The organism is Demequina iriomotensis, assembly GCF_000971395.1.
In the GTDB taxonomy this organism is placed as follows: domain Bacteria; phylum Actinomycetota; class Actinomycetes; order Actinomycetales; family Demequinaceae; genus Demequina; species Demequina iriomotensis.
On the sequence record NZ_BBME01000020.1, the window covers coordinates 1 to 16,996 of the forward strand.

At 73.1% G+C, this 16,996-nt stretch carries 19 protein-coding genes and 1 tRNA gene; 14 read left to right on the plus strand and 6 right to left on the minus strand.

What is annotated here, in order from left to right:
* Positions 1–435 precede the first annotated feature (435 nt).
* Positions 436–1,422 carry an NAD-dependent epimerase/dehydratase family protein gene (locus AOM09_RS13325; RefSeq protein WP_062389479.1) on the minus strand — a complete coding sequence of 329 codons (987 nt, stop codon included), beginning with the start codon at positions 1,420–1,422 and terminating at the stop codon, positions 436–438.
* A gap of 235 nt (positions 1,423–1,657) precedes the next feature.
* Between AOM09_RS13325 and AOM09_RS13330 the strand changes: the two genes are divergently transcribed.
* From AOM09_RS13330 to AOM09_RS13340, 3 genes are all read left to right on the plus strand, one after another.
* A tRNA-Arg gene (locus AOM09_RS13330) sits at positions 1,658–1,730 on the plus strand.
* 72 nt (positions 1,731–1,802) lie between these two features.
* Positions 1,803–2,354 carry a DnaJ family domain-containing protein gene (locus AOM09_RS13335; RefSeq protein WP_062389481.1) on the plus strand — a complete coding sequence of 184 codons (552 nt, stop codon included), beginning with the start codon at positions 1,803–1,805 and terminating at the stop codon, positions 2,352–2,354.
* Positions 2,355–2,455: 101 nt separating this feature from the next.
* Complete coding sequence (locus AOM09_RS13340; protein ID WP_062389483.1) at positions 2,456–2,845, plus strand: SHOCT domain-containing protein; 390 nt, start codon at positions 2,456–2,458, stop codon at positions 2,843–2,845.
* Positions 2,846–2,886: 41 nt separating this feature from the next.
* Here AOM09_RS13340 and AOM09_RS13345 read toward each other — a convergent pair whose 3' ends face one another.
* From AOM09_RS13345 to AOM09_RS13355, 3 genes are read right to left on the minus strand one after another with little or no spacing between them, the layout of a single operon-like run.
* Positions 2,887–3,930 carry a DUF8320 family protein gene (locus AOM09_RS13345; protein ID WP_062389486.1) on the minus strand — a complete coding sequence of 348 codons (1,044 nt, stop codon included), beginning with the start codon at positions 3,928–3,930 and terminating at the stop codon, positions 2,887–2,889.
* Positions 3,927–5,096 (minus strand): sensor histidine kinase, encoded by a 1,170-nt coding sequence (locus AOM09_RS13350; RefSeq protein ID WP_062389488.1) that lies wholly within the window; start codon positions 5,094–5,096, stop codon positions 3,927–3,929. The genes AOM09_RS13345 and AOM09_RS13350 overlap by 4 nt, the downstream gene beginning before the upstream one ends.
* Positions 5,093–5,743 carry a response regulator transcription factor gene (locus AOM09_RS13355; RefSeq protein ID WP_062389490.1) on the minus strand — a complete coding sequence of 217 codons (651 nt, stop codon included), beginning with the start codon at positions 5,741–5,743 and terminating at the stop codon, positions 5,093–5,095. Before AOM09_RS13355 ends, AOM09_RS13350 begins: the two co-directional genes overlap by 4 nt.
* A 167-nt stretch (positions 5,744–5,910) precedes the next feature.
* Between AOM09_RS13355 and AOM09_RS13360 the strand changes: the two genes are divergently transcribed.
* The gene (locus AOM09_RS13360) at positions 5,911–6,453 is read left to right on the plus strand and encodes a variant leucine-rich repeat-containing protein (RefSeq protein ID WP_156162377.1); all 543 of its coding nucleotides are present in this window, start codon (positions 5,911–5,913) and stop codon (positions 6,451–6,453) included.
* Here the strand turns inward: AOM09_RS13360 and AOM09_RS13365 are convergent, their stop codons facing one another.
* Positions 6,454–7,062, minus strand: coding sequence for a septum formation family protein (locus AOM09_RS13365; RefSeq protein ID WP_062389493.1), 609 nt, complete (start codon positions 7,060–7,062; stop codon positions 6,454–6,456).
* A complete protein-coding gene (locus AOM09_RS13370; RefSeq protein WP_062389646.1) occupies positions 7,062–7,850 on the minus strand; it encodes an exodeoxyribonuclease III in 789 nt (262 codons plus the stop codon). Before AOM09_RS13370 ends, AOM09_RS13365 begins: the two co-directional genes overlap by 1 nt.
* Positions 7,851–7,894: 44 nt before the next feature.
* On the opposite strand from AOM09_RS13370, the gene AOM09_RS13375 reads away from it, so the two are divergent.
* The 10 genes from AOM09_RS13375 to fbaA all read left to right on the plus strand — a co-directional run bounded on the left by AOM09_RS13375 (position 7,895) and on the right by fbaA (position 16,937).
* The gene (locus AOM09_RS13375; protein WP_062389495.1) at positions 7,895–8,659 is read left to right on the plus strand and encodes an SDR family NAD(P)-dependent oxidoreductase; all 765 of its coding nucleotides are present in this window, start codon (positions 7,895–7,897) and stop codon (positions 8,657–8,659) included.
* Between the two features lie 45 nt (positions 8,660–8,704).
* Positions 8,705–9,268 carry an orotate phosphoribosyltransferase gene (pyrE, locus tag AOM09_RS13380; protein WP_062389496.1) on the plus strand — a complete coding sequence of 188 codons (564 nt, stop codon included), beginning with the start codon at positions 8,705–8,707 and terminating at the stop codon, positions 9,266–9,268.
* A 35-nt stretch (positions 9,269–9,303) separates the two neighbouring features.
* Positions 9,304–10,221, plus strand: a complete 918-nt coding sequence (locus tag AOM09_RS13385) for a hypothetical protein (RefSeq protein ID WP_062389499.1) — start codon at positions 9,304–9,306, stop codon at positions 10,219–10,221.
* A 57-nt stretch (positions 10,222–10,278) separates the two neighbouring features.
* A complete protein-coding gene (locus AOM09_RS13390; RefSeq protein WP_062389502.1) occupies positions 10,279–10,839 on the plus strand; it encodes a LemA family protein in 561 nt (186 codons plus the stop codon).
* A complete protein-coding gene (locus tag AOM09_RS13395; RefSeq protein ID WP_062389504.1) occupies positions 10,839–11,600 on the plus strand; it encodes a DUF3137 domain-containing protein in 762 nt (253 codons plus the stop codon). Before AOM09_RS13390 ends, AOM09_RS13395 begins: the two co-directional genes overlap by 1 nt.
* Before the next feature lie 236 nt (positions 11,601–11,836).
* Positions 11,837–13,030 (plus strand): formate-dependent phosphoribosylglycinamide formyltransferase, encoded by a 1,194-nt coding sequence (purT, locus tag AOM09_RS13400; protein WP_062389506.1) that lies wholly within the window; start codon positions 11,837–11,839, stop codon positions 13,028–13,030.
* Positions 13,031–13,068: 38 nt separating this feature from the next.
* Positions 13,069–13,965 carry an ABC transporter ATP-binding protein gene (locus AOM09_RS13405; RefSeq protein WP_062389508.1) on the plus strand — a complete coding sequence of 299 codons (897 nt, stop codon included), beginning with the start codon at positions 13,069–13,071 and terminating at the stop codon, positions 13,963–13,965.
* Positions 13,962–15,161, plus strand: a complete 1,200-nt coding sequence (locus AOM09_RS15410) for an ABC transporter permease (protein ID WP_062389511.1) — start codon at positions 13,962–13,964, stop codon at positions 15,159–15,161. Before AOM09_RS13405 ends, AOM09_RS15410 begins: the two co-directional genes overlap by 4 nt.
* On the plus strand, positions 15,158–15,811 hold the full coding sequence (locus AOM09_RS13415; protein WP_062389513.1) for a TrmH family RNA methyltransferase: 654 nt from the start codon (positions 15,158–15,160) through the stop codon (positions 15,809–15,811). The genes AOM09_RS15410 and AOM09_RS13415 overlap by 4 nt, the downstream gene beginning before the upstream one ends.
* Before the next feature lie 106 nt (positions 15,812–15,917).
* Positions 15,918–16,937, plus strand: a complete 1,020-nt coding sequence (gene fbaA, locus AOM09_RS13420) for a class II fructose-bisphosphate aldolase (protein ID WP_062389515.1) — start codon at positions 15,918–15,920, stop codon at positions 16,935–16,937.
* The last annotated feature ends 59 nt before the right edge of the window (positions 16,938–16,996 follow it).

Below are 16,996 nucleotides of genomic sequence, written 5' to 3' on the forward strand. Positions count from 1 at the left end.
CCGCCCGCCCCGAATGGGGCACTCACCGTCGGTTCGGCGGTCGGCGTGCGCGCCATGGGGCATCCGCGCTCGGCTGTCTCCCGGGAATGCCCCATGGGAAGCACCGGACCCGTGGATTCGACCGTCAGCGCCCCATTCCGCGGACCGGACCGGGCCGCCCCGCTCCGCGCCCCCGCCGCCGCCCCCGTCGCCGCCCGCCCCGAATGGGGCACTCACCGTCGGTTCGGCGGCCGGCGCGCGCGCCATGGGGCATCCGTGGAAGGCCGCCTCCCGGGAATGCCCCATGGGAAGCAGCGGACCGGTGGTTTCGACCGTCAGCGCCCCATTCCGCGGGCCGGGCCAGGCCGGGCCGGGGCGGGCTGCGCGGCCGGGCCGGGTGCGCAACCGCGCCGGACGGCCGGACCCGGCGCCCCACGGGTGGACGATGCGCCGGGATCAGGCCGCCGGCACGGCGGCACGATGCCACGCGACCGTCGCGGCGAGCCCCTCCTCGAGTCCCGTGGTGGCGGTCCAGCCGAGCATCGCCTGCGCCTTCTCGACGTCCAGGCGCTTCTGCCGCACCGGTCCCGTCCGCACGCCGCGGAACAACGGCGCGCGGGCCTCGCCGTCGTACGCAAGGCTCAGCCGCTCGGCCACCTCCTTCACCGAGGTGAGCGTGCCGGTGCCGAAGTTGAACGCGATCTCGCCGCCGCCGCCCGCGAGGTGCTCGGCCGCGCTCATGTACGCGCGCGCCATGTCGCCCACGTAGAGGAAGTCGAGCCGCGTCGAGCCGTCGTCGCGATCGCCGAAGTCGTACTCGACGCCGCCCGCGAGCTGGGCGAGGGCGCGCGGCACCAGGCGCGACTCGTGGCGGTCGCCGGGGCCGTAGGTGTTCATGAATCGGCACGCGGTCACGGGGATGCCGAAGGCCTTGCCGTAGCCCCGCACGATCATCTCCGCGGCCGCCTTCGACGGCCCGTAGAGGTTCGCCGCCGGGCCTGCCTCCTGCGTCTCCGGGATCGGCTCGGGGCTGAAGTTGTCGCCGTAGTACGCGCCGCTCGACGCGAACACGAAGAGCGGCGCCGCATCCGCGAGCCGACAGGCCTCGAGCAGCGTGGCGGTGCCGCGCACGTTGCTGTCGACCACGCCCTCGGGATCACGGATGCTGTTGATCACGATCGGGTCGGCAGCGAGGTGCAGCACCACGTCGTAGCGGGCCTCCGCGAAGAGCTCGCGCACCAGCGCGGCATCTCTCAGATCACCGTGCACGAACGTGATGGCGTCCTCGACGCCCATGTCCTCGAGCGGCTTGCCCGCGATGGCCTCGCGGTCGATCACGGTGACGCGTGCGCCCCGATCCACCAGCTCGCGCACCAGGTGGCTGCCCCCGAAACCCGCGCCGCCCGTCACCAGACAGGACGCGCCCTTCCACATGTCGGTCATCTCAATCCCCCTTCGAGATCCCCCTCGACCGCGTCCGGGGCCCGCCACCGCGTGGATGCGGGTGCGGGACGAACCGGACATGTCGATCATGCCGTCGACCGCGCACGGATGTGAAGGCCCTGGCGCGAATTCGCTCGATCGGTGCGCGGCAACTCGCGGTGACGTCCCCTCAGGCGCTATGTACTGAAGCCCTCCAGAAACCCTGTATAGTTGTGTCTCGGCCCGCGAGGGTCACGCGCCCGTAGCTCAACGGATAGAGCATCTGACTACGGATCAGAAGGTTGGGGGTTCGAATCCCTCCGGGCGCGCGGAAGTGAAGGCGTCGACCAGGTTCTGGTCGGCGCCTTCGTCGTTCCCGCCACGGATGCGACGATGGTCGCATGCGCCGCCGTCGTGCCACGGACCCCGCCCTCGACGCCGCTCGCTACGCGTCCGAGCGTGACGAGCGCGACGCCGCGTCGCGCATCGACGATGCCCCGGTCACCGTCGCGCGCATGGCCGCCGACCGGGAGCGCCGCGAGCAGGAGGAGCGGGCCGTCGAGCGCCGCCGCCGTGACCGTGCCGCGACGCAGCACCTGTGGGTCGAGCGGCAGATCACCGCGGCGCAGGAGCGCGGCGACTTCGACGACCTCCCCGGGGCGGGCAAGCCCATCCCGGGCCTCACGCGCCAGGACCCGGACTGGTGGGTGAGGGGCCTGGTCGAGCGCGAGCACCTCACCGGCCTTGGCCCCGAGTCGGTGATGCTCCGCCGCGAGGATGCGGAGCTCGAGGCGCGGCTCGACGGCCTGCGCGACGAGCGCGAGGTGCGCGAGGGCTTCAACGCTCGCGTCCGCTCGGCACGCTGCCGCCCCGCGGACGGCCCTCCGCTCGTCACCCCGACCCGCGACGCCGACGAGGAGGTCCGGCGCTGGCGCGCCCGCAGCGGCCGTTGACGCCGTTTTTGGTGGGGTTTCGTCTCCCGCCGGTGCCCGCGAGGCGCTAGCGTGAGGAGCGACGGCGCGCATCGTGCGTCGCCCCTCAGAAAGGCACAGCGATGGACTTCTTCGCCAACTTCTTCAACATCCTCCTGTGGTCGCTGTGGTTCGCGATCTGGATCGGCTTCATCTTCCTGGTGATCCGCTTCGTCTTCGACGTGTTCCGCGACAAGGACCTCTCGGTCATCGGCAAGATCATGTGGACGCTGCTGCTGGTGCTCATCCCGTGCATCGGCGCGCTCATCTACATCTTCGCGCGCGGCAAGGGCATGGCGGCGCGCGACGTCGCCGCCGCCGAGCAGGTGCGCGCCGCCCAGGTCGAGTACACGCAGGGCCTCATGGGCGAGGCGGGTCCGGCCGGCGAGATCAAGGCCGCCAAGGATCTGCTCGACTCGGGCGCCATCACCCAGGAGGAGTACGAGAGCCTCAAGTCGCGCGCGCTCGGCTGAGCCCGCGCGGTCCCCGTCTGCGGCGGCCTGGTCCCTCGGGATCAGGCCGCCGTCGTGTTCCCGTCCTCGTCGAGGACGATGCGCCGCACCTCGTCGTCGTCGACGCTCACGATGGTGAGGGCCTCGTCGCGCGCCGCGGGGAGCAGGCGCACCGTGATGGTGCCGGAGGCGGCGTCGAGCGCCTGCGTGATGGCGACGTCGGCGCGCGCCATCGCCGCGCCGGTCGCGAGGCTCGCGCCGCGATCGTCGAGCAGCGTGACGTCGACGCCGCGCGAACGCGCGCTCGCCGCGGCGTCGAGCACGGCGGGCGTCGCGAGCGCGCGCCCGCGCACGCCGTCGCGCAGGCGCGCCTCGACCTCGCGCATCCGGGCGCGCTCCGCATCGTCGAGCGGGGCGCCCGTGGTGATGCGGTCGAGCAGCGGCAGGGCCGTGGCCGCGACCTCGGCGGCGCGCTGGAGGCGCACCTGACGCTGCGCCTCCGCGGTCGCGGCGGCGGCCGCGGCATCGACGGAGCGCTCGGTGAGCTCGTTGATGCGGTGCGCGGTGCGGCGCAGGGTGGTGACGAACAGGGTCGCGACCACCAGCAGCCCCACCTGCGTGTCGACCATGCCGAGGCCGGCGAGCGGTCCGCGCCCCGTGGTCGCCGTCCACACGCACGTGATCGCCGTCATGCCGGCCATCGCTCCCCACGCGAGCGCGGTGCGTCCACGCAAGATGAGGAACCACAGCAGCCAGGTGTTGGAGCCCAGGTGCCACGACTCGCGTCCGACGGGCCCCTGCGTCGGCAGGCACCAGGAGATGAGCAGCGTCGATGCCAGGACCGCCGCGACCACCAGGATCGAGTCGCGCAGCGGGAACGGGTCCGGGTGAGGCCGTCCGAGGAGCACGCCGGCGAGGCTGACGATGGCGGCGGCGATGTACGCGGGCCACGTCACGCTGAGCGACTGCAGCGTCGCGAGGGTGAACACCACGTTGGTGACGATGAAGACGCCGAGGATCAGGCTCGCGCCCTCGGAGCGCAGCGCGAGCAGGCGGCTGACGTCGACGGTGCGCGAGGCCTGCGGCGGCGCGGTGGTGTGGCTCATGCGCGGCTCCACGTGAGCGTCACGGTGGTCCCGCGGCCGGGGGCGGAGCTCACGTCCGCGTCGCCGCCGGTGACGGCTCGCATCCGCTCGAGGATGCTCACGCGGATGCCGAGCCGGCGCGGCGGGATGCGCGTCGCGGCGAAGCCCGCGCCGCGGTCGCTCACCACCACGCGCGCGGATGTGGCGTCGACGTCGCACTCGACCCGCGGGTCGCAGTCGTCCCCGGCGTGGCCCAGCGTGTTGCGGAGCGCCTCGGCGGTGGCTTCCGCGAACGCCGCGACCACCCCCGCCGGCAGCGGCGCGTCGCCGTCGACCGCGTACCGCACGGGGATCGCGGGATCGAGCGCGGCGGCCGTCGACCGCACCACCGCGACGAACTCCTCCGGGTCGTAGTCGCGCGACTCGGTGTGCCCGCTCGCGAGCGACTCGACGCTCGCGAGCGCACGCACCGCCTGGTCCGCGAGGCTCGCGGGGGGAGTGGGCCGCGACGCGGCGAGGAGCACCGACATCACGTCGTCGTGGACGATGGCGTTGATGCGGTTCTGCTCGGCCTCACGCGTGCGCCTGCTCGCCTCGAGCGCGGCCTGCTCGCGCGCATGCGTGGCGGCCGCGTCCTGGCGCTCGCCCGCGGAGATCACCGCGATCGAGATGCCGCACACGATGAGGCAGAAGATGATCGCGCCGAGCCCGTCGAGGGTGGCAGGGAGCGCCGCATCGTCCCTCACCTGGATCTGGGTGAAGGCGACGATGGGCCCCTGGGAGAGCGGGTACGCCCAGCCGACGACGCGGGGCCAGGAGATCGCGGCGGCGGTCGCATGGACGGCGGTGACCCCCTGGATCCACGGCGTCGCGTCGTCCGCGAGGAACTGCTCGCGCATCATGGACGGCCACAGCAGCTCGATGGCGAGGAACACCATTGAGGTGGTGCCCGCGATGAGGAGCAGCGGTCGGATCGGCACCACGCGCGCCATCACCGTGTAGCTCGCCGGCACGCCGATGCCCACGATGACCGTGAGCAGCCCGAAGGGCGAGCGCAGCTGGTCGATCTGCGCGATCCATCCGCTCGCCCCACCGGCGAGCAGCGCGCCGAAGATGAGGGCGCCGATGCCGAGCGCGGTGAGCAGGGTCCGCTGGAGGCGCTCGCGCGCCGGGCTCGGGCCCGTCACTGGGGACCTTCGAGCAGACCATCCTCGAGCGCGCGCTTGTACAGGTCCACCCGCGACGCCGCGGGGCGTCCCGCATCGGCGTACTTGCGGCGGATGCGGCTGACGTAGTCGGCGACGGTCTCGCGCGACACGCCCAGGTGGCGGGCGACGGAGAACGCGGTGAGCCCGGACGCGTAGAGCGACAGGATCTCGCGCTCGCGCGCGCTCAGCTTGGCGTCCGCGAGCGAGTCGTCGGAGTCGATGGCGGCGGCCCAGTCCGTGCCGAAGACCTCCTGGCCCGCGGCGGCGGTGCGGATGGCGTCCAGCAGCACGTCCGGCTCGGAGGACTTGCGGATGAGCCCCAGCGCACCGGCGCGTGCCGCCGACTGGATCAGCTTGCGGTCCTCGCCGCCGGTGTAGATGAGGACGTGCGCCCCCATCTGGTGGATCGCGTCGATGTTCGACTCGGGCGTCGACCCGTCGGCGAGGCGCAGGTCGAGCACCACCAGATCGAGCGTGCGCCCGAGCCCGGGCAGCGAGTCGACGCTCTCCACGAGCCCGGCGAGCTCGAGGTCCGGCGCGCCCTCCACGAGGTCCCGGAAGCCCAGGGAGATGAGCGCGTGATCCTCGACCAGCGCGATGACCCGGCGCTCCTTCGCGGCCGTCATGGGCCACCCCCTTCCTTACCCCTCGCACTGTAGTCGAACCCGGCCGGATAGCAGGGGTGCCACGTCAGCCGGCGCCGGTGCCCCCATAAGTGGGGGCTTGTCGCTCCGCGGCGCTCGCGAGAACCTCATACCGAGGTACACGCGGGAGGTGGAGAGGGGTTCGAGCAGTGAGCTGGTCGACCGAGTCTCTTGCACTGGTCGTCACGGGGGGAATGCTCCTGCTCGTCGTCATCGCCTCTCTCCACTCTCGCGTGGCCCTGGCCGCCGGCTCGAGGGCCATCTTCCTCGTCGGGGCCGTCTCCTTCATCGCCTTCGCGCTCCTCACCGAGTACGCCGTCGACGTGCATGTGCCGCCCGTCGTGCTCGCGCTGCCGCTCATCCCGGTGGTGATCATCGCGATGCTCGTGCATCGGCTCGTCCGGGAGGCTCGCGCGGTGCGCACCACGCCGACCTCGGTGGCCGTCACCTACCGCACCGATCCCGATCCGGTGCCGTTCGCCGCGCACGGCCAGGGCTCCGCGCGGCTCCTCGCGACCAGCCCGTACGCGACCGCCACCGAGCTGTCGGAGCTGGCGTACGCGCATCCCGAGCTGCGGCCCGCGATCGCCGCGAACCCTTCGGCGCCCGCGAGCCTGCTGCAGTGGCTCACCGAGCAGGGCGAGCCCGCCGTGCTCGCCGCGATCTCGGCGCGAGGGCGGCTGCTCGGCTGATCAGCCGTCGACGGGTGCCCACGCGGCGTCGCCGCGCTCGAGCGAGCCCGTGAGCGCCGCCTGGGCCGTCACCAGGCACACCGCGGTGCGGTCGCCGCGCTCCCAGGTCTCGAGGCTGGGAGCCCAGACGCGCCAGTCGAGGCCCGGCGCGAGCGCGTCGGGCGTCAGGCGCGCGACCTGCGCCGCGCAGAAGTCGAGTGCGGTCGCCGCCACCGCATCGTCGCCCGGCCAGGCGTCCGAGGCGAACGAGTAGGCGGCGATCGACTCCGCGTGGTGCGGCGCGTCGCACGCGACCGCCGTGACGTCGCCCGCGGCGTCACCCGCGGGAGGCGCGTCCGCGAGGCACAGCCCCGCGACGAGCCTCACGGAGGAGAGGCGGCCCGTGGCGCCGCGTTCGGCCGGCTCGAGGCCGCGGGCCTGGGACTCGAGGACCACGTCCGCCAGCACCCCGGCGCCGATCGCGAGCGCCGCCGCTCCGCCCACGATCCACGCGAGCCGGCGGCCCCGCACCCGGCGGCGCGGGGCGCGACCGGGACGCCGAGCGGCGGGCGAGTGCGCATCGTCCGTCTCGTCGCCCAGCATCGGCGGGGCGACGAACCCCTCCGTCATCAGGCCTCCGCGAGGTCGACGACCACGGGCACGTGGTCGGAGGCGCCCTTGCCCTTGCGCTCGTCGCGGACGATGCTCACGCCGGTCGCGCGCGCGGCGAGCGACGGCGACGCGTAGGCGAAGTCGATCCGCATGCCCTCGCCCTTGGGGAACCGCAGCGCCTTGTAGTCCCAGAACGTGTAGGTCCGCTCGTCGGGCAGGAAGCGGCGCGACAGCTCCTCGTACCCCGCGGCCTCGAAGGCATGGAAGGCCGCGCGGGCCTCGGGGGTGACGTGCGTGACGGCCTCCGAGTCCTCCTCGGACCAGATGTCCGTCGGCAGCGGCGCGACGTTGAAGTCCCCGACCAGCGCGGTCGGGGCGTCCTTCCACGTCACGGCCGCGTCGCGCAGGCGGGCGAGGAAGTCGAGCTTGTAGGCGTAGTGCGGATCCGCGAGGCCGCGGCCGTTCGGGACGTAAAGGCTCCACACGCGGACGCCGCCCGCGGTCGCGCCGAGCGCGCGGGCCTCGAGGGCGGGCTCGCCGGTCTTGGCGAAGCCCGGCTGCGCCGGGAACGAGGTCTCCACGCCCGCGAGCCCCACGCGCGAGGCGATCGCGACGCCGTTCCACTGGTTGAGGCCATGGATCGCGAGCTCGTAGCCCGCCGCCTCGAAGGCCTCACGAGGGAACTGCTCGGGCTTGCACTTGATCTCCTGCATCGCGAGCACGTCCGTGCCCGACCGCTCGAGCCAGTCGACCACGCGGTCGACGCGGGCGCGGATGGAGTTCACGTTCCAGGTGGCGAGTCGCATGGTCACCAAAATACCGGCGGACGATGCGCCGGTAGCCTCGTCGCATGGCGATCGCATTGGTGACAGGGGCCTCGGCGGGGCTGGGAGAGGAGTTCGCGTGGCAGCTCGCCACCGCGGGCCACGACGTGGTGCTGGTGGCGCGCTCGCGCGACCGGCTGAGCGAGGTCGCGCACCTGCTCGAGGGCGCGACCGGACGCCACGCCGAGATCCTCGAGGCGGACCTCACGACCGAGAAGGGGCGCTCCGCCGTCGCGGCACGCCTCCAGGCCGACGAGCGCCCCGTGAGCCTGCTGGTGAACAACGCCGGCTTCGGCCTGGGCGAGCCCTTCACCGAGTCGACCTGGAAGCGCGAGAAGGCGCTGCTCGACATCCACGTCACCGCGCCGCTCCGCCTCGCGCACGCCGCGATCCCGGGCATGGTCGAGCGCGGCCACGGCGCCGTCCTCAGCGTGTCCTCGGTGGCCGCGCACCTCGCGAACAGCACGTACGCCGCGCACAAGCGCTGGGCGGTGGACTTCACCCAGGCGCTCGCGGGCCAGCTCGAGGGCACGGGCGTCACCGCGACCGCGGTGCTGCCGGGCCTGGTGCGCACGCGCTTCCACGACGCGGACACGCTGCGCCACATGCGCGACGACTTCCCCGACGCGGTCTGGCTCGACCCGGAGCGCGTGGTCGCGTCCGCTTTGGCGGCCGTGCGCCGCGGGCAGACCGTGGTCACGCCCTCGCCCGGCTACGCCGTCGCCGGCGCCGTGCTGCGCGCGGTGCCTCGCCGCCTCACGCGCGGGCGGCGGAGCCAGCAGCGGGACTGAGCACCGAACCCGGGACCCGCATCGTCCGCCGTTAGGCTGGGGGCCATGACCGGTACCCCTCGCGAGCAGCTGCGCGACCTCATCAAGGAGCTGGCCGTGGTCCACGGCCGCATCACCCTCGCCTCGGGCAAGGAGGCGGACTACTACGTCGACCTGCGCCGCATCACTCTGCACCACCGTGCGGCACCGCTCGTCGGGCACGTGCTCCTCGACGCGCTCGAGGAGGCCGGCTACGGCCCGGCCGACATCGACGCGGTGGGTGGGCTCACCCTGGGGGCCGACCCGGTGGCGGGCTCGCTGCTCCACGCGGCGGCCTCGCGCGGGCTCGACCTCGACGCTTTCGTGGTGCGCAAGGAGTCGAAGGCGCACGGCCTGCAGCGCCGCATCGAGGGCCCGGACGTGGCCGGCCGCCGCGTCGTCGCGGTCGAGGACACCTCGACCACGGGCGGCTCGGTGCTCACCGCGGTGAGCGCGCTCAAGGAGGCCGGTGCGGAGGTCGTCGCCGTCGCCGTGATCGTCGACCGCGACACCGGCGCGCGTCAGGTGATCGAGGAGGAGGGCCTGCCCTACCTCTACCTGTACGGGCTCGAGGACCTCGGGCTCGCCTGAGCCGACGTTGACCTCGGCTCGCTAGGGTGACCCGCATGCGAGGGATCACATCGGTGCGCGTCGGTGCGGGTGCGCTCGCCGGTCTCGCGGCGTTCGCGTGGATCGCGGGCGGCGGGCCGTTCGACCTCGCGCTCGTGGTCGTGGGCGCCGTCGTCGCGGGCCTGATCGCCTGGGAATGGTGGTCCCGCACGCGGCACGCGGGCGAGGCGGAGCGCTTCGCCGCGACCCACGGGTGGGAGCACACCCCTCGCACCGCGGCGTACTCGACGCGGTTCGCGGGCCACCCGTTCGACCTCGGCGGCACCTCGGTGCGCCAGGAGGACGTGCTGCGCGGCGCGTACGGCGGCGTGCGCTGCGCGACGTTCACGCACATCGTCGAACGCCAGCGCGACGGCGAGCGGACCTCCGCCCAGGTGTTCCAGGTGACCCTCGCGGAGCTTCCGGTGCGGCTGCCGCGCCTCGACATCGTCCCCGAGTCCGCGGCCAGCCGGGTCGCGCAGATGCTCGGAGGCGTCGACATCGAGGTCGAGTCGCACGCGTTCAACGCGCGCTGGCGGGTCATCTCGCGCGATCGCCGCTACGGCCACGACGTCATCGACCCGCGCATGATCGAACGCCTGCTCGCGGACGATGCGCAGGGCAGGTCGATCCGCATCGACGGCGGAGCGGTGCTCGTGTGGAGCGCGGGCCGGGAGGGCGTCGGCTCGCTCGCCGCCCGCCTCGGCGTCGTCTCCGGGATCGCGCGCCGCATCCCGGCGCACGTGCTGCGCGCCTATGCGGACGCCGGCCACGGCGTGAGGGATCCCGAGGCGCCGCTGAGCGGGCCCGCCTGGGCGACCACGCCGGGCGTGCTCAACTCGGGGCGCTACACCGGCATCGGCGTCGACGCCGACGGCGACGGGCGCGAGGACTGGCGCGCCGCCCCGTGGGACGCGGACCCGCCGCGCGCGTGATCCTGTCCCCCGCTGGCGAACCTCGCTAGAGTCGCGCAGAGACGTCAGGAGAGACACATGTGGGAATGGATCCTCATCGCGCTCGTCGTGATCCTCGTGATCGTGGCGCTGTGGGCCGTCGCGGCCTACAACGGGCTCGTCCGGCTGCGGAACCTGGTCCAGGAGGCCTGGCGTCAGATCGACGTCGAGCTGCAGCGCCGGCACGACCTCATCCCCAACCTCGTCGAGACGGTCAAGGGGTACGCGAAGCACGAGGCGAGCACGCTCGAGGCGGTCACGCAGGCCCGCACCATCGCCGCGGCGCCCGGGTCCTCGCCCGCCGAGCAGGCGGCGCAGGAGAACGTGCTCACCCAGGCGCTGGGACGCCTGTTCGCGGTGGCGGAGGCCTACCCCGACCTCAAGGCCAACCAGAACTTCATGCAGCTCCAGCAGGAGCTCACCAACACCGAGGACCGCGTCGCCGCCGGCCGCCGCTTCTACAACGCGAACGTGCGCTCGCTCAACACCCGCATCGAGACGTTCCCCACGGTGATCATCGCGAACATGTTCGGCTTCACGCGCGAGGAGTACTTCGAGACGCAGGACGCCGCGCGTCAGGCGCCGAACGTGCAGTTCTGATGCTGCCCGACCCGTTCGGCGCGGCGGGTGCGCTCCTCGGCGGCGCCTTCGTGGTGTTCCCGCTGATCTTCCTCGGGGTCGTCGCGCTCATGGTGGTCCTCGCGGTGCGCGGGTTCCGTGCGTCGCGGAGGCGTCGCGACGCGATCTCCGCGACCGTCGCCGCGCATCACCTGGGCCACCTGGCCGAGGACCCGTCGCGGACCGCGTACTTCACCAGCCCGCCGTTCGGGATCGGGCGCCGGCGCCGCGCTCGCGACATCGTGTGGGGGACGATGGGCGGGCGTCCCTTCGAGACCTTCGCCTACTCGTACGAGACCGAGAGCCGCGACGGCGAGGGACGCACGACCACCACGACGCACTCGTTCCAGGTGACGTGGGTGCCGCTGCCCGTCGCGCTGCCCACCATGCGCCTGACCGGGGACAACGCGGTGCTCCGCGCCCTGGGGAGGCTGGGCGCTCGCGATCTCGACACCGAGTCCCACGAGTTCAACCAGCGCTGGAAGGTGTGGGCCGACGACGAGCGCGTGGCGCATGCGATCCTCACGCCGCGCGTGATCGCGCGGCTGCTCGGCGACGACCTGGCGGGCCGGGCCTTCGTGATCGAGGGGTCGGCGATCCTCTCGTACGCGACGTCCGCGAGCGACCTCGCGGAGCTCCCGCTCGTGGTCGGGGCGCTCTACGACCTGGTCGACGCGATCCCCGCGTTCCTGCTCGAGGGTCCTCGCGAGGCGGGACCGGCGGCGGGCGGTCCCGTCGGGTAGCTGCCCGCTGCGCGACGCCGCGTCGCGATGCTCGCTCTCCCGCGTGCTTCACACCGCGCTGAAACAAGGTTGCGGCCGGGATGGCTTCCCCGCCTGCCGACACGCGGACGCGCCCGTGCCGAGGGCCTGTTTCACCACCGGGTGAACAACCTGCACACGAGTCGCACACCGACGGCCGCAACCCGCGCCCGCGCGGCCGGCCAGCACCGCCGCCGCCGCGCTGGGAGGATGGCCGCATGACCGTCACGCTCGGCACCCCGCTGACCCCGCACGCGACCCGTGCCATGCTCCTCGGCTCGGGCGAGCTCGGCAAGGAGGTCGCGCTCGAGCTCGTGCGCCTCGGCGTCGAGGTCATCGCGGTCGACCGCTACGCCGGCGCGCCGGCGATGCAGGTCGCGCATCGTGCCCGGGTGGTCGACATGCTGGATCCCGGCGCGCTCCGCGAGGTGATCGACGTCGAGCGCCCGCACGTGATCATCCCGGAGATCGAGGCGATCGCGACCGACGTGCTCGCCGCCGTGGAGGGCGCCGGCCTCGCGACCGTGATCCCCACCGCGCGCGCCACGATCCTCACGATGGATCGCGAGGGCATCCGCCGCCTCGCCGCCGAGGAGCTCGGGCTGCCCACGTCCCCCTACCGCTTCGTCGACACGCGGGACGGGCTCGTGGCGGCGGTCGCGGAGCTGGGCATGCCCGTGGTGGTGAAGCCCGTGATGTCCTCGTCGGGGAAGGGGCAGTCCGTCATCCGCACGGCGGCCGACGTCGACGCCGCGTGGACGTACGCGGTCGAGGGCGGACGTGCGGAGGGCAGCCGCATCATCGTCGAGGGGTTCGTCGACTTCGACTACGAGATCACCCAGCTCACGGTGCGCCACGCCGGCGGCACCACCTTCCTGCCGCCGGTCGGGCACACGCAGGTGGACGGCGACTACCGCGAGTCCTGGCAGCCGCAGCCCATGTCCGAGGCCGCGCTCGCCGAGTCGCGACGCATCGCCGGTGCGGTCACGGGGGAGCTCGGAGGCCGCGGCGTGTTCGGCGTGGAGCTGTTCGTGCGCGGCGACGAGGTCATCTTCTCCGAGGTCTCGCCCCGTCCGCACGACACGGGGCTGGTCACGCTGGCGTCGCAGGACCTCAGCGAGTTCGCGCTCCATGCCCGCGCGGTGCTCGGCCTGCCGGTGCCCGAGGTGATGGCGCTCGGACCCGCGGCCTCCTGCGCCGTCCTCGCCGAGGGCACCGGCATCCCCGTGTTCTCCGGGGTGGACGATGCGCTCGCCGCGCCGGGCACGGACCTGCGGCTCTTCGGCAAGCCTCGCGTCGACGGCCGCCGTCGCGTCGCGGTCACCGTCGCGCGCGGCGAGGACGTGGACGAGGCACGCGCCAAGGCGCGGGCCTCCGCGGCCGCGCTGCGGGTCGCGCTCGCCGAGGGCTGAGGCGCGCCCCGACGCCCGCGGTTGGTAGCGTCGGCCGGGTGACTCACGCGACGCTCGAGGTCCGCGACCTCTCCCACCGGTTCGGCGATCGACAGGCGCTCGACGGGGTGACGTTCGAGGTGAGGCCCGGCCGGCTCACCGGCTTCGTGGGCGCGAACGGTGCCGGCAAGACGACCACGATGCGCGCGATCGTCGGGGTGCTCGCGCCCGATTCCGGTCGCGTGACCTTCCGCGGCGAGCCGATGACGCTCGACGTGCGCCGCCGCATCGGGTACATGCCCGAGGAGCGTGGCCTCTACCCGAAGATGAAGGTCGCGGAGCAGCTCGTCTACCTGGCGCGGGTGCTCGGGGTGCCGCGGGAGACGGCGCGCGCCCGCGCGCGGGAGCTCCTCGAGGCGCTCGGGCTCACCGAGCGCGCCGAGGACCTCCTCCACACGCTGTCGCTGGGCAACCAGCAACGCGTCCAGGTCGCCGCGGCGCTCATCCACGAGCCGGAGGTGCTCATCCTCGACGAGCCGTTCTCGGGGCTGGACCCGATCGCGATGGACGCCATGGCGGAGCGGCTGCGGGCGCGCGCCGAGGCGGGCGTGCCCGTGCTGTTCTCGAGCCACCAGCTCGACCTGGTCGAGCGGCTCTGCGACGACCTGGTGCTCATCCATGAGGGCCGCGTGGTCGCGGCGGGCGAGGCGCGCGCGCTCCGCGAGGAGCGCGCCGGTCGGCGCTATCGCGTGGTGGTCGACGGCAGCCCCGGATGGGCGCCCGTGCTCGCGGGCATGACCGTGGTCGAGGCGGGGGAGCGCGGCACCGTCGTCGACCTCGACGAGGCGGCCGACCCCCAGGCGCTGCTCGCGGCCGCCCAGCAGGCCGGACCCGTGGGCCACTTCTCGCGCGTGCTTCCCTCGCTCGCGGACCTGTTCGCGGAGGTGGCCCGATGAGCGCCTCACGCACGGACCTGATCCGGCTCGTCGCCGGTCGCGAGGTCGCGGTCAAGCTCCGCGACAAGGGCTTCATCGCGTCGACGCTCGTCTTCGTCGCCGTGATCGTCATCGCCGTCGTGGTGCCGGCGCTCCTCGAGGGCGACACCCCCGAGTACACGGTCGCCTCCACCGTGGAGGCCCGGACGGTGGCGGACACCGCCGCCGCGATCGGCGCCGCGGGCGGGCTCGGGCTTCCCGAGGCGACCATCACGGTGGTCGACTCCGACGACCCCGCGGATGCGGTCGCCGATCCGGAGGTCGCCGCCGCGCTGTCGGTCGACGCGGACGGAACCGTCGTCGTGACCGCCGTGGACGGGGTGCCGGGCGCGCTCGAGGAGCTGGTCGGCGCCGCATCGGCGACGGTCGCCGCGCAGGTGGTGGCCGCCGACGCGGGGCTGAGCCCGGACCAGGTCGCGGCCCTGACGAGCCCGACGCCGCCGCGGGTCGACCTGCTCGAGCCGCGGCCCGACCAGCCGGTGCCACCCGAGCTCGTCATCGTGATCTTCGGCTTCATGTTCTACTTCACGGTGCTCACGTTCGGCATCGCGATCGCGCAGTCGGTGGTCGAGGAGAAGTCCTCTCGCGTGGTCGAGATCCTCGTGGCGGCGGTGCCGATCCGCTGGCTGCTCGCCGGCAAGGTGCTCGGCAACGCGGTGATGGCGCTCGGGCAGGTGGTGCTCATCGTGGGCGCGGGCCTGCTCGGCGCGCGCGCGATGGGTCAGGGCGAGATCGTGTCGCAGGTGCTCGTGGTGAGCGGGTGGTTCCTCGCGTTCTTCGTCCTCGGCTTCCTCATGCTGGCGTGCCTGTGGGCCGTCGCGGGCTCGCTCGCGTCGCGCGTCGAGGAGCTGCAGTCCACGACGCTGTACATGCAGATCGCGGTGATGGTGCCGTTCTTCAGCGCGATCCTCATCCAGGATGAGGGACCGCTGCGGGTCGCGCTGTCGTACTTCCCGCTCACGGCGCCGCTCATGATGCCCGCGCGGGTGGTGACCGGCGATGCGGCGGCATGGGAGCCGTGGGCGGCGATGGCCGTGGTCGCGCTGACCGCGCTCGGGCTCGTGGCGATCGGCGCGCGCCTGTACGCGGGCTCGGTGCTCAACACGTCGGCGCGCACCAAGCTCGGCGGCGCCTGGGCCGCGGGCGGACGCGCGTGACCGGCGCCGATGCGGCCGACGGCGACCGGGCTCCCGCGCACGGCGTGGGTCCCTGGGAGGGCCCGCTCCCCGCGGACACGCGGCTCGATCCCGAGCTGCTCGCCCACGGCGACCGGCGCAACGTGGTCGACCGCTACCGCTACTGGCGGCACGAGGAGATCGTGACCGACCTCGACGAGCGCCGGCACCCGTTCCACGTCGCGATCGAGAACTGGCAGCACGACCTCAACATCGGCTCGGTGGTGCGCACGGCGAACGCGTTCCTCGCGCGCGAGGTGCACATCGTCGGCAACCGGCGCTGGAACCGGCGCGGCGCGATGGTGACCGACCGGTACCAGCACATCCGCCACCACCCGACGGTGGACGACCTCGCGCGCTGGGCGGCGCAGGCGGGGCTGCCGGTCATCGGCATCGACAACCTCCCGGGCTCTGTGCCGCTTGAGACCTACGCGCTGCCGCGTGCGTGCGTCCTGGTCTTCGGGCAGGAGTCGGTGGGGCTGTCCGATGCGATCCGCGACGCGTCGACCGCGACCCTCGCGATCGGCCAGTACGGCTCGACGCGGTCCATCAACGCGGGCGCCGCGGCCGCGATCGCGATGCACGCCTGGATCCGGCTGCACGGCGACGTCGCGGCGGGGCATCGGGGGTGACGGGCGGCCCGGAAGGGCCTGCCAACCGGGACCTTCGCCACCACCGGTGTGGCGAAATCTGACAGAATGGCTGGCGGTTCCATCCGCACAAGCTCAGGAGTTACCCATGGCTATCGCCACCACCGAGTCCTACGCCGCGATGCTGGACGCCGCCAAGGCCGGCGGCTACGCGTTCCCCGCGATCAACATCACGTCGTCGTCGTCCGTCACCGCCGCCATCCAGGGCTTCGCGGAGGCCGAGTCCGACGGCATCATCCAGGTCTCCGTCGGTGGCGGTCAGTACGCCTCCGGCTCGACCATCAAGGACGCGGTGGTCGGCTCGCTCGCGCTCGCGGCCTATGCCCGCGTGGTCGCCGAGAAGTACGGCGTCACCATCGCGCTGCACACGGACCACTGCCACAAGGTGTACCTCGAGGAGTGGCTGAAGCCGCTGCTCAAGCTCGAGGCCGAGTCGATCGCCTCGGGCAACGGCCCCATCTTCAACTCGCACATGTGGGACGGCTCGTCCGTGCCGATGGACGAGAACCTCGCGATCGCCGAGGAGCTCCTCGAGCTGTCGCAGGCCGCCGACACGATCCTCGAGATCGAGATCGGCGTCGTCGGAGGCGAGGAGGACGGCCACTCGGCCGAGGTCAACGACAAGCTCTACTCGACCCCCGAGGACGGCATCGCGACCATCGAGCGCCTCGGCCTCGGCGAGCGCGGCCGCTACCTCACCGCCATGACCTTCGGCAACGTGCACGGCGCGTACAAGCCCGGCGCCGTCAAGCTGCGCCCGGAGATCCTCGGCGACATCCAGGCCGCCGCTGCCGCGAAGTTCGGCAAGGAGAAGCCGTTCGACCTCGTCTTCCACGGCGGCTCGGGCTCGACGGCCGAGGAGATCGCGACCGCGGTCTCGCACGGCGTCATCAAGATGAACATCGACACGGACACGCAGTACGCATACACGCGTCCCGTGGTCGACCACATGATGAAGAACTACGACGGCGTCCTCAAGGTCGACGGCGAGTGGGGCAACAAGAAGGCCTACGACCCGCGCGCCTGGGGCAAGCTCGCCGAGGCCGGCATGGCGGCCCGCGTGGTCGAGGCGTGCCAGCAGCTCGGCTCCGCCGGCAAGAAGATCTAAGTCCGAGATTCGGCAGGCGCGAGCCCCGATCGGTCGGACCGGCTGATCGGGGCTCGTGT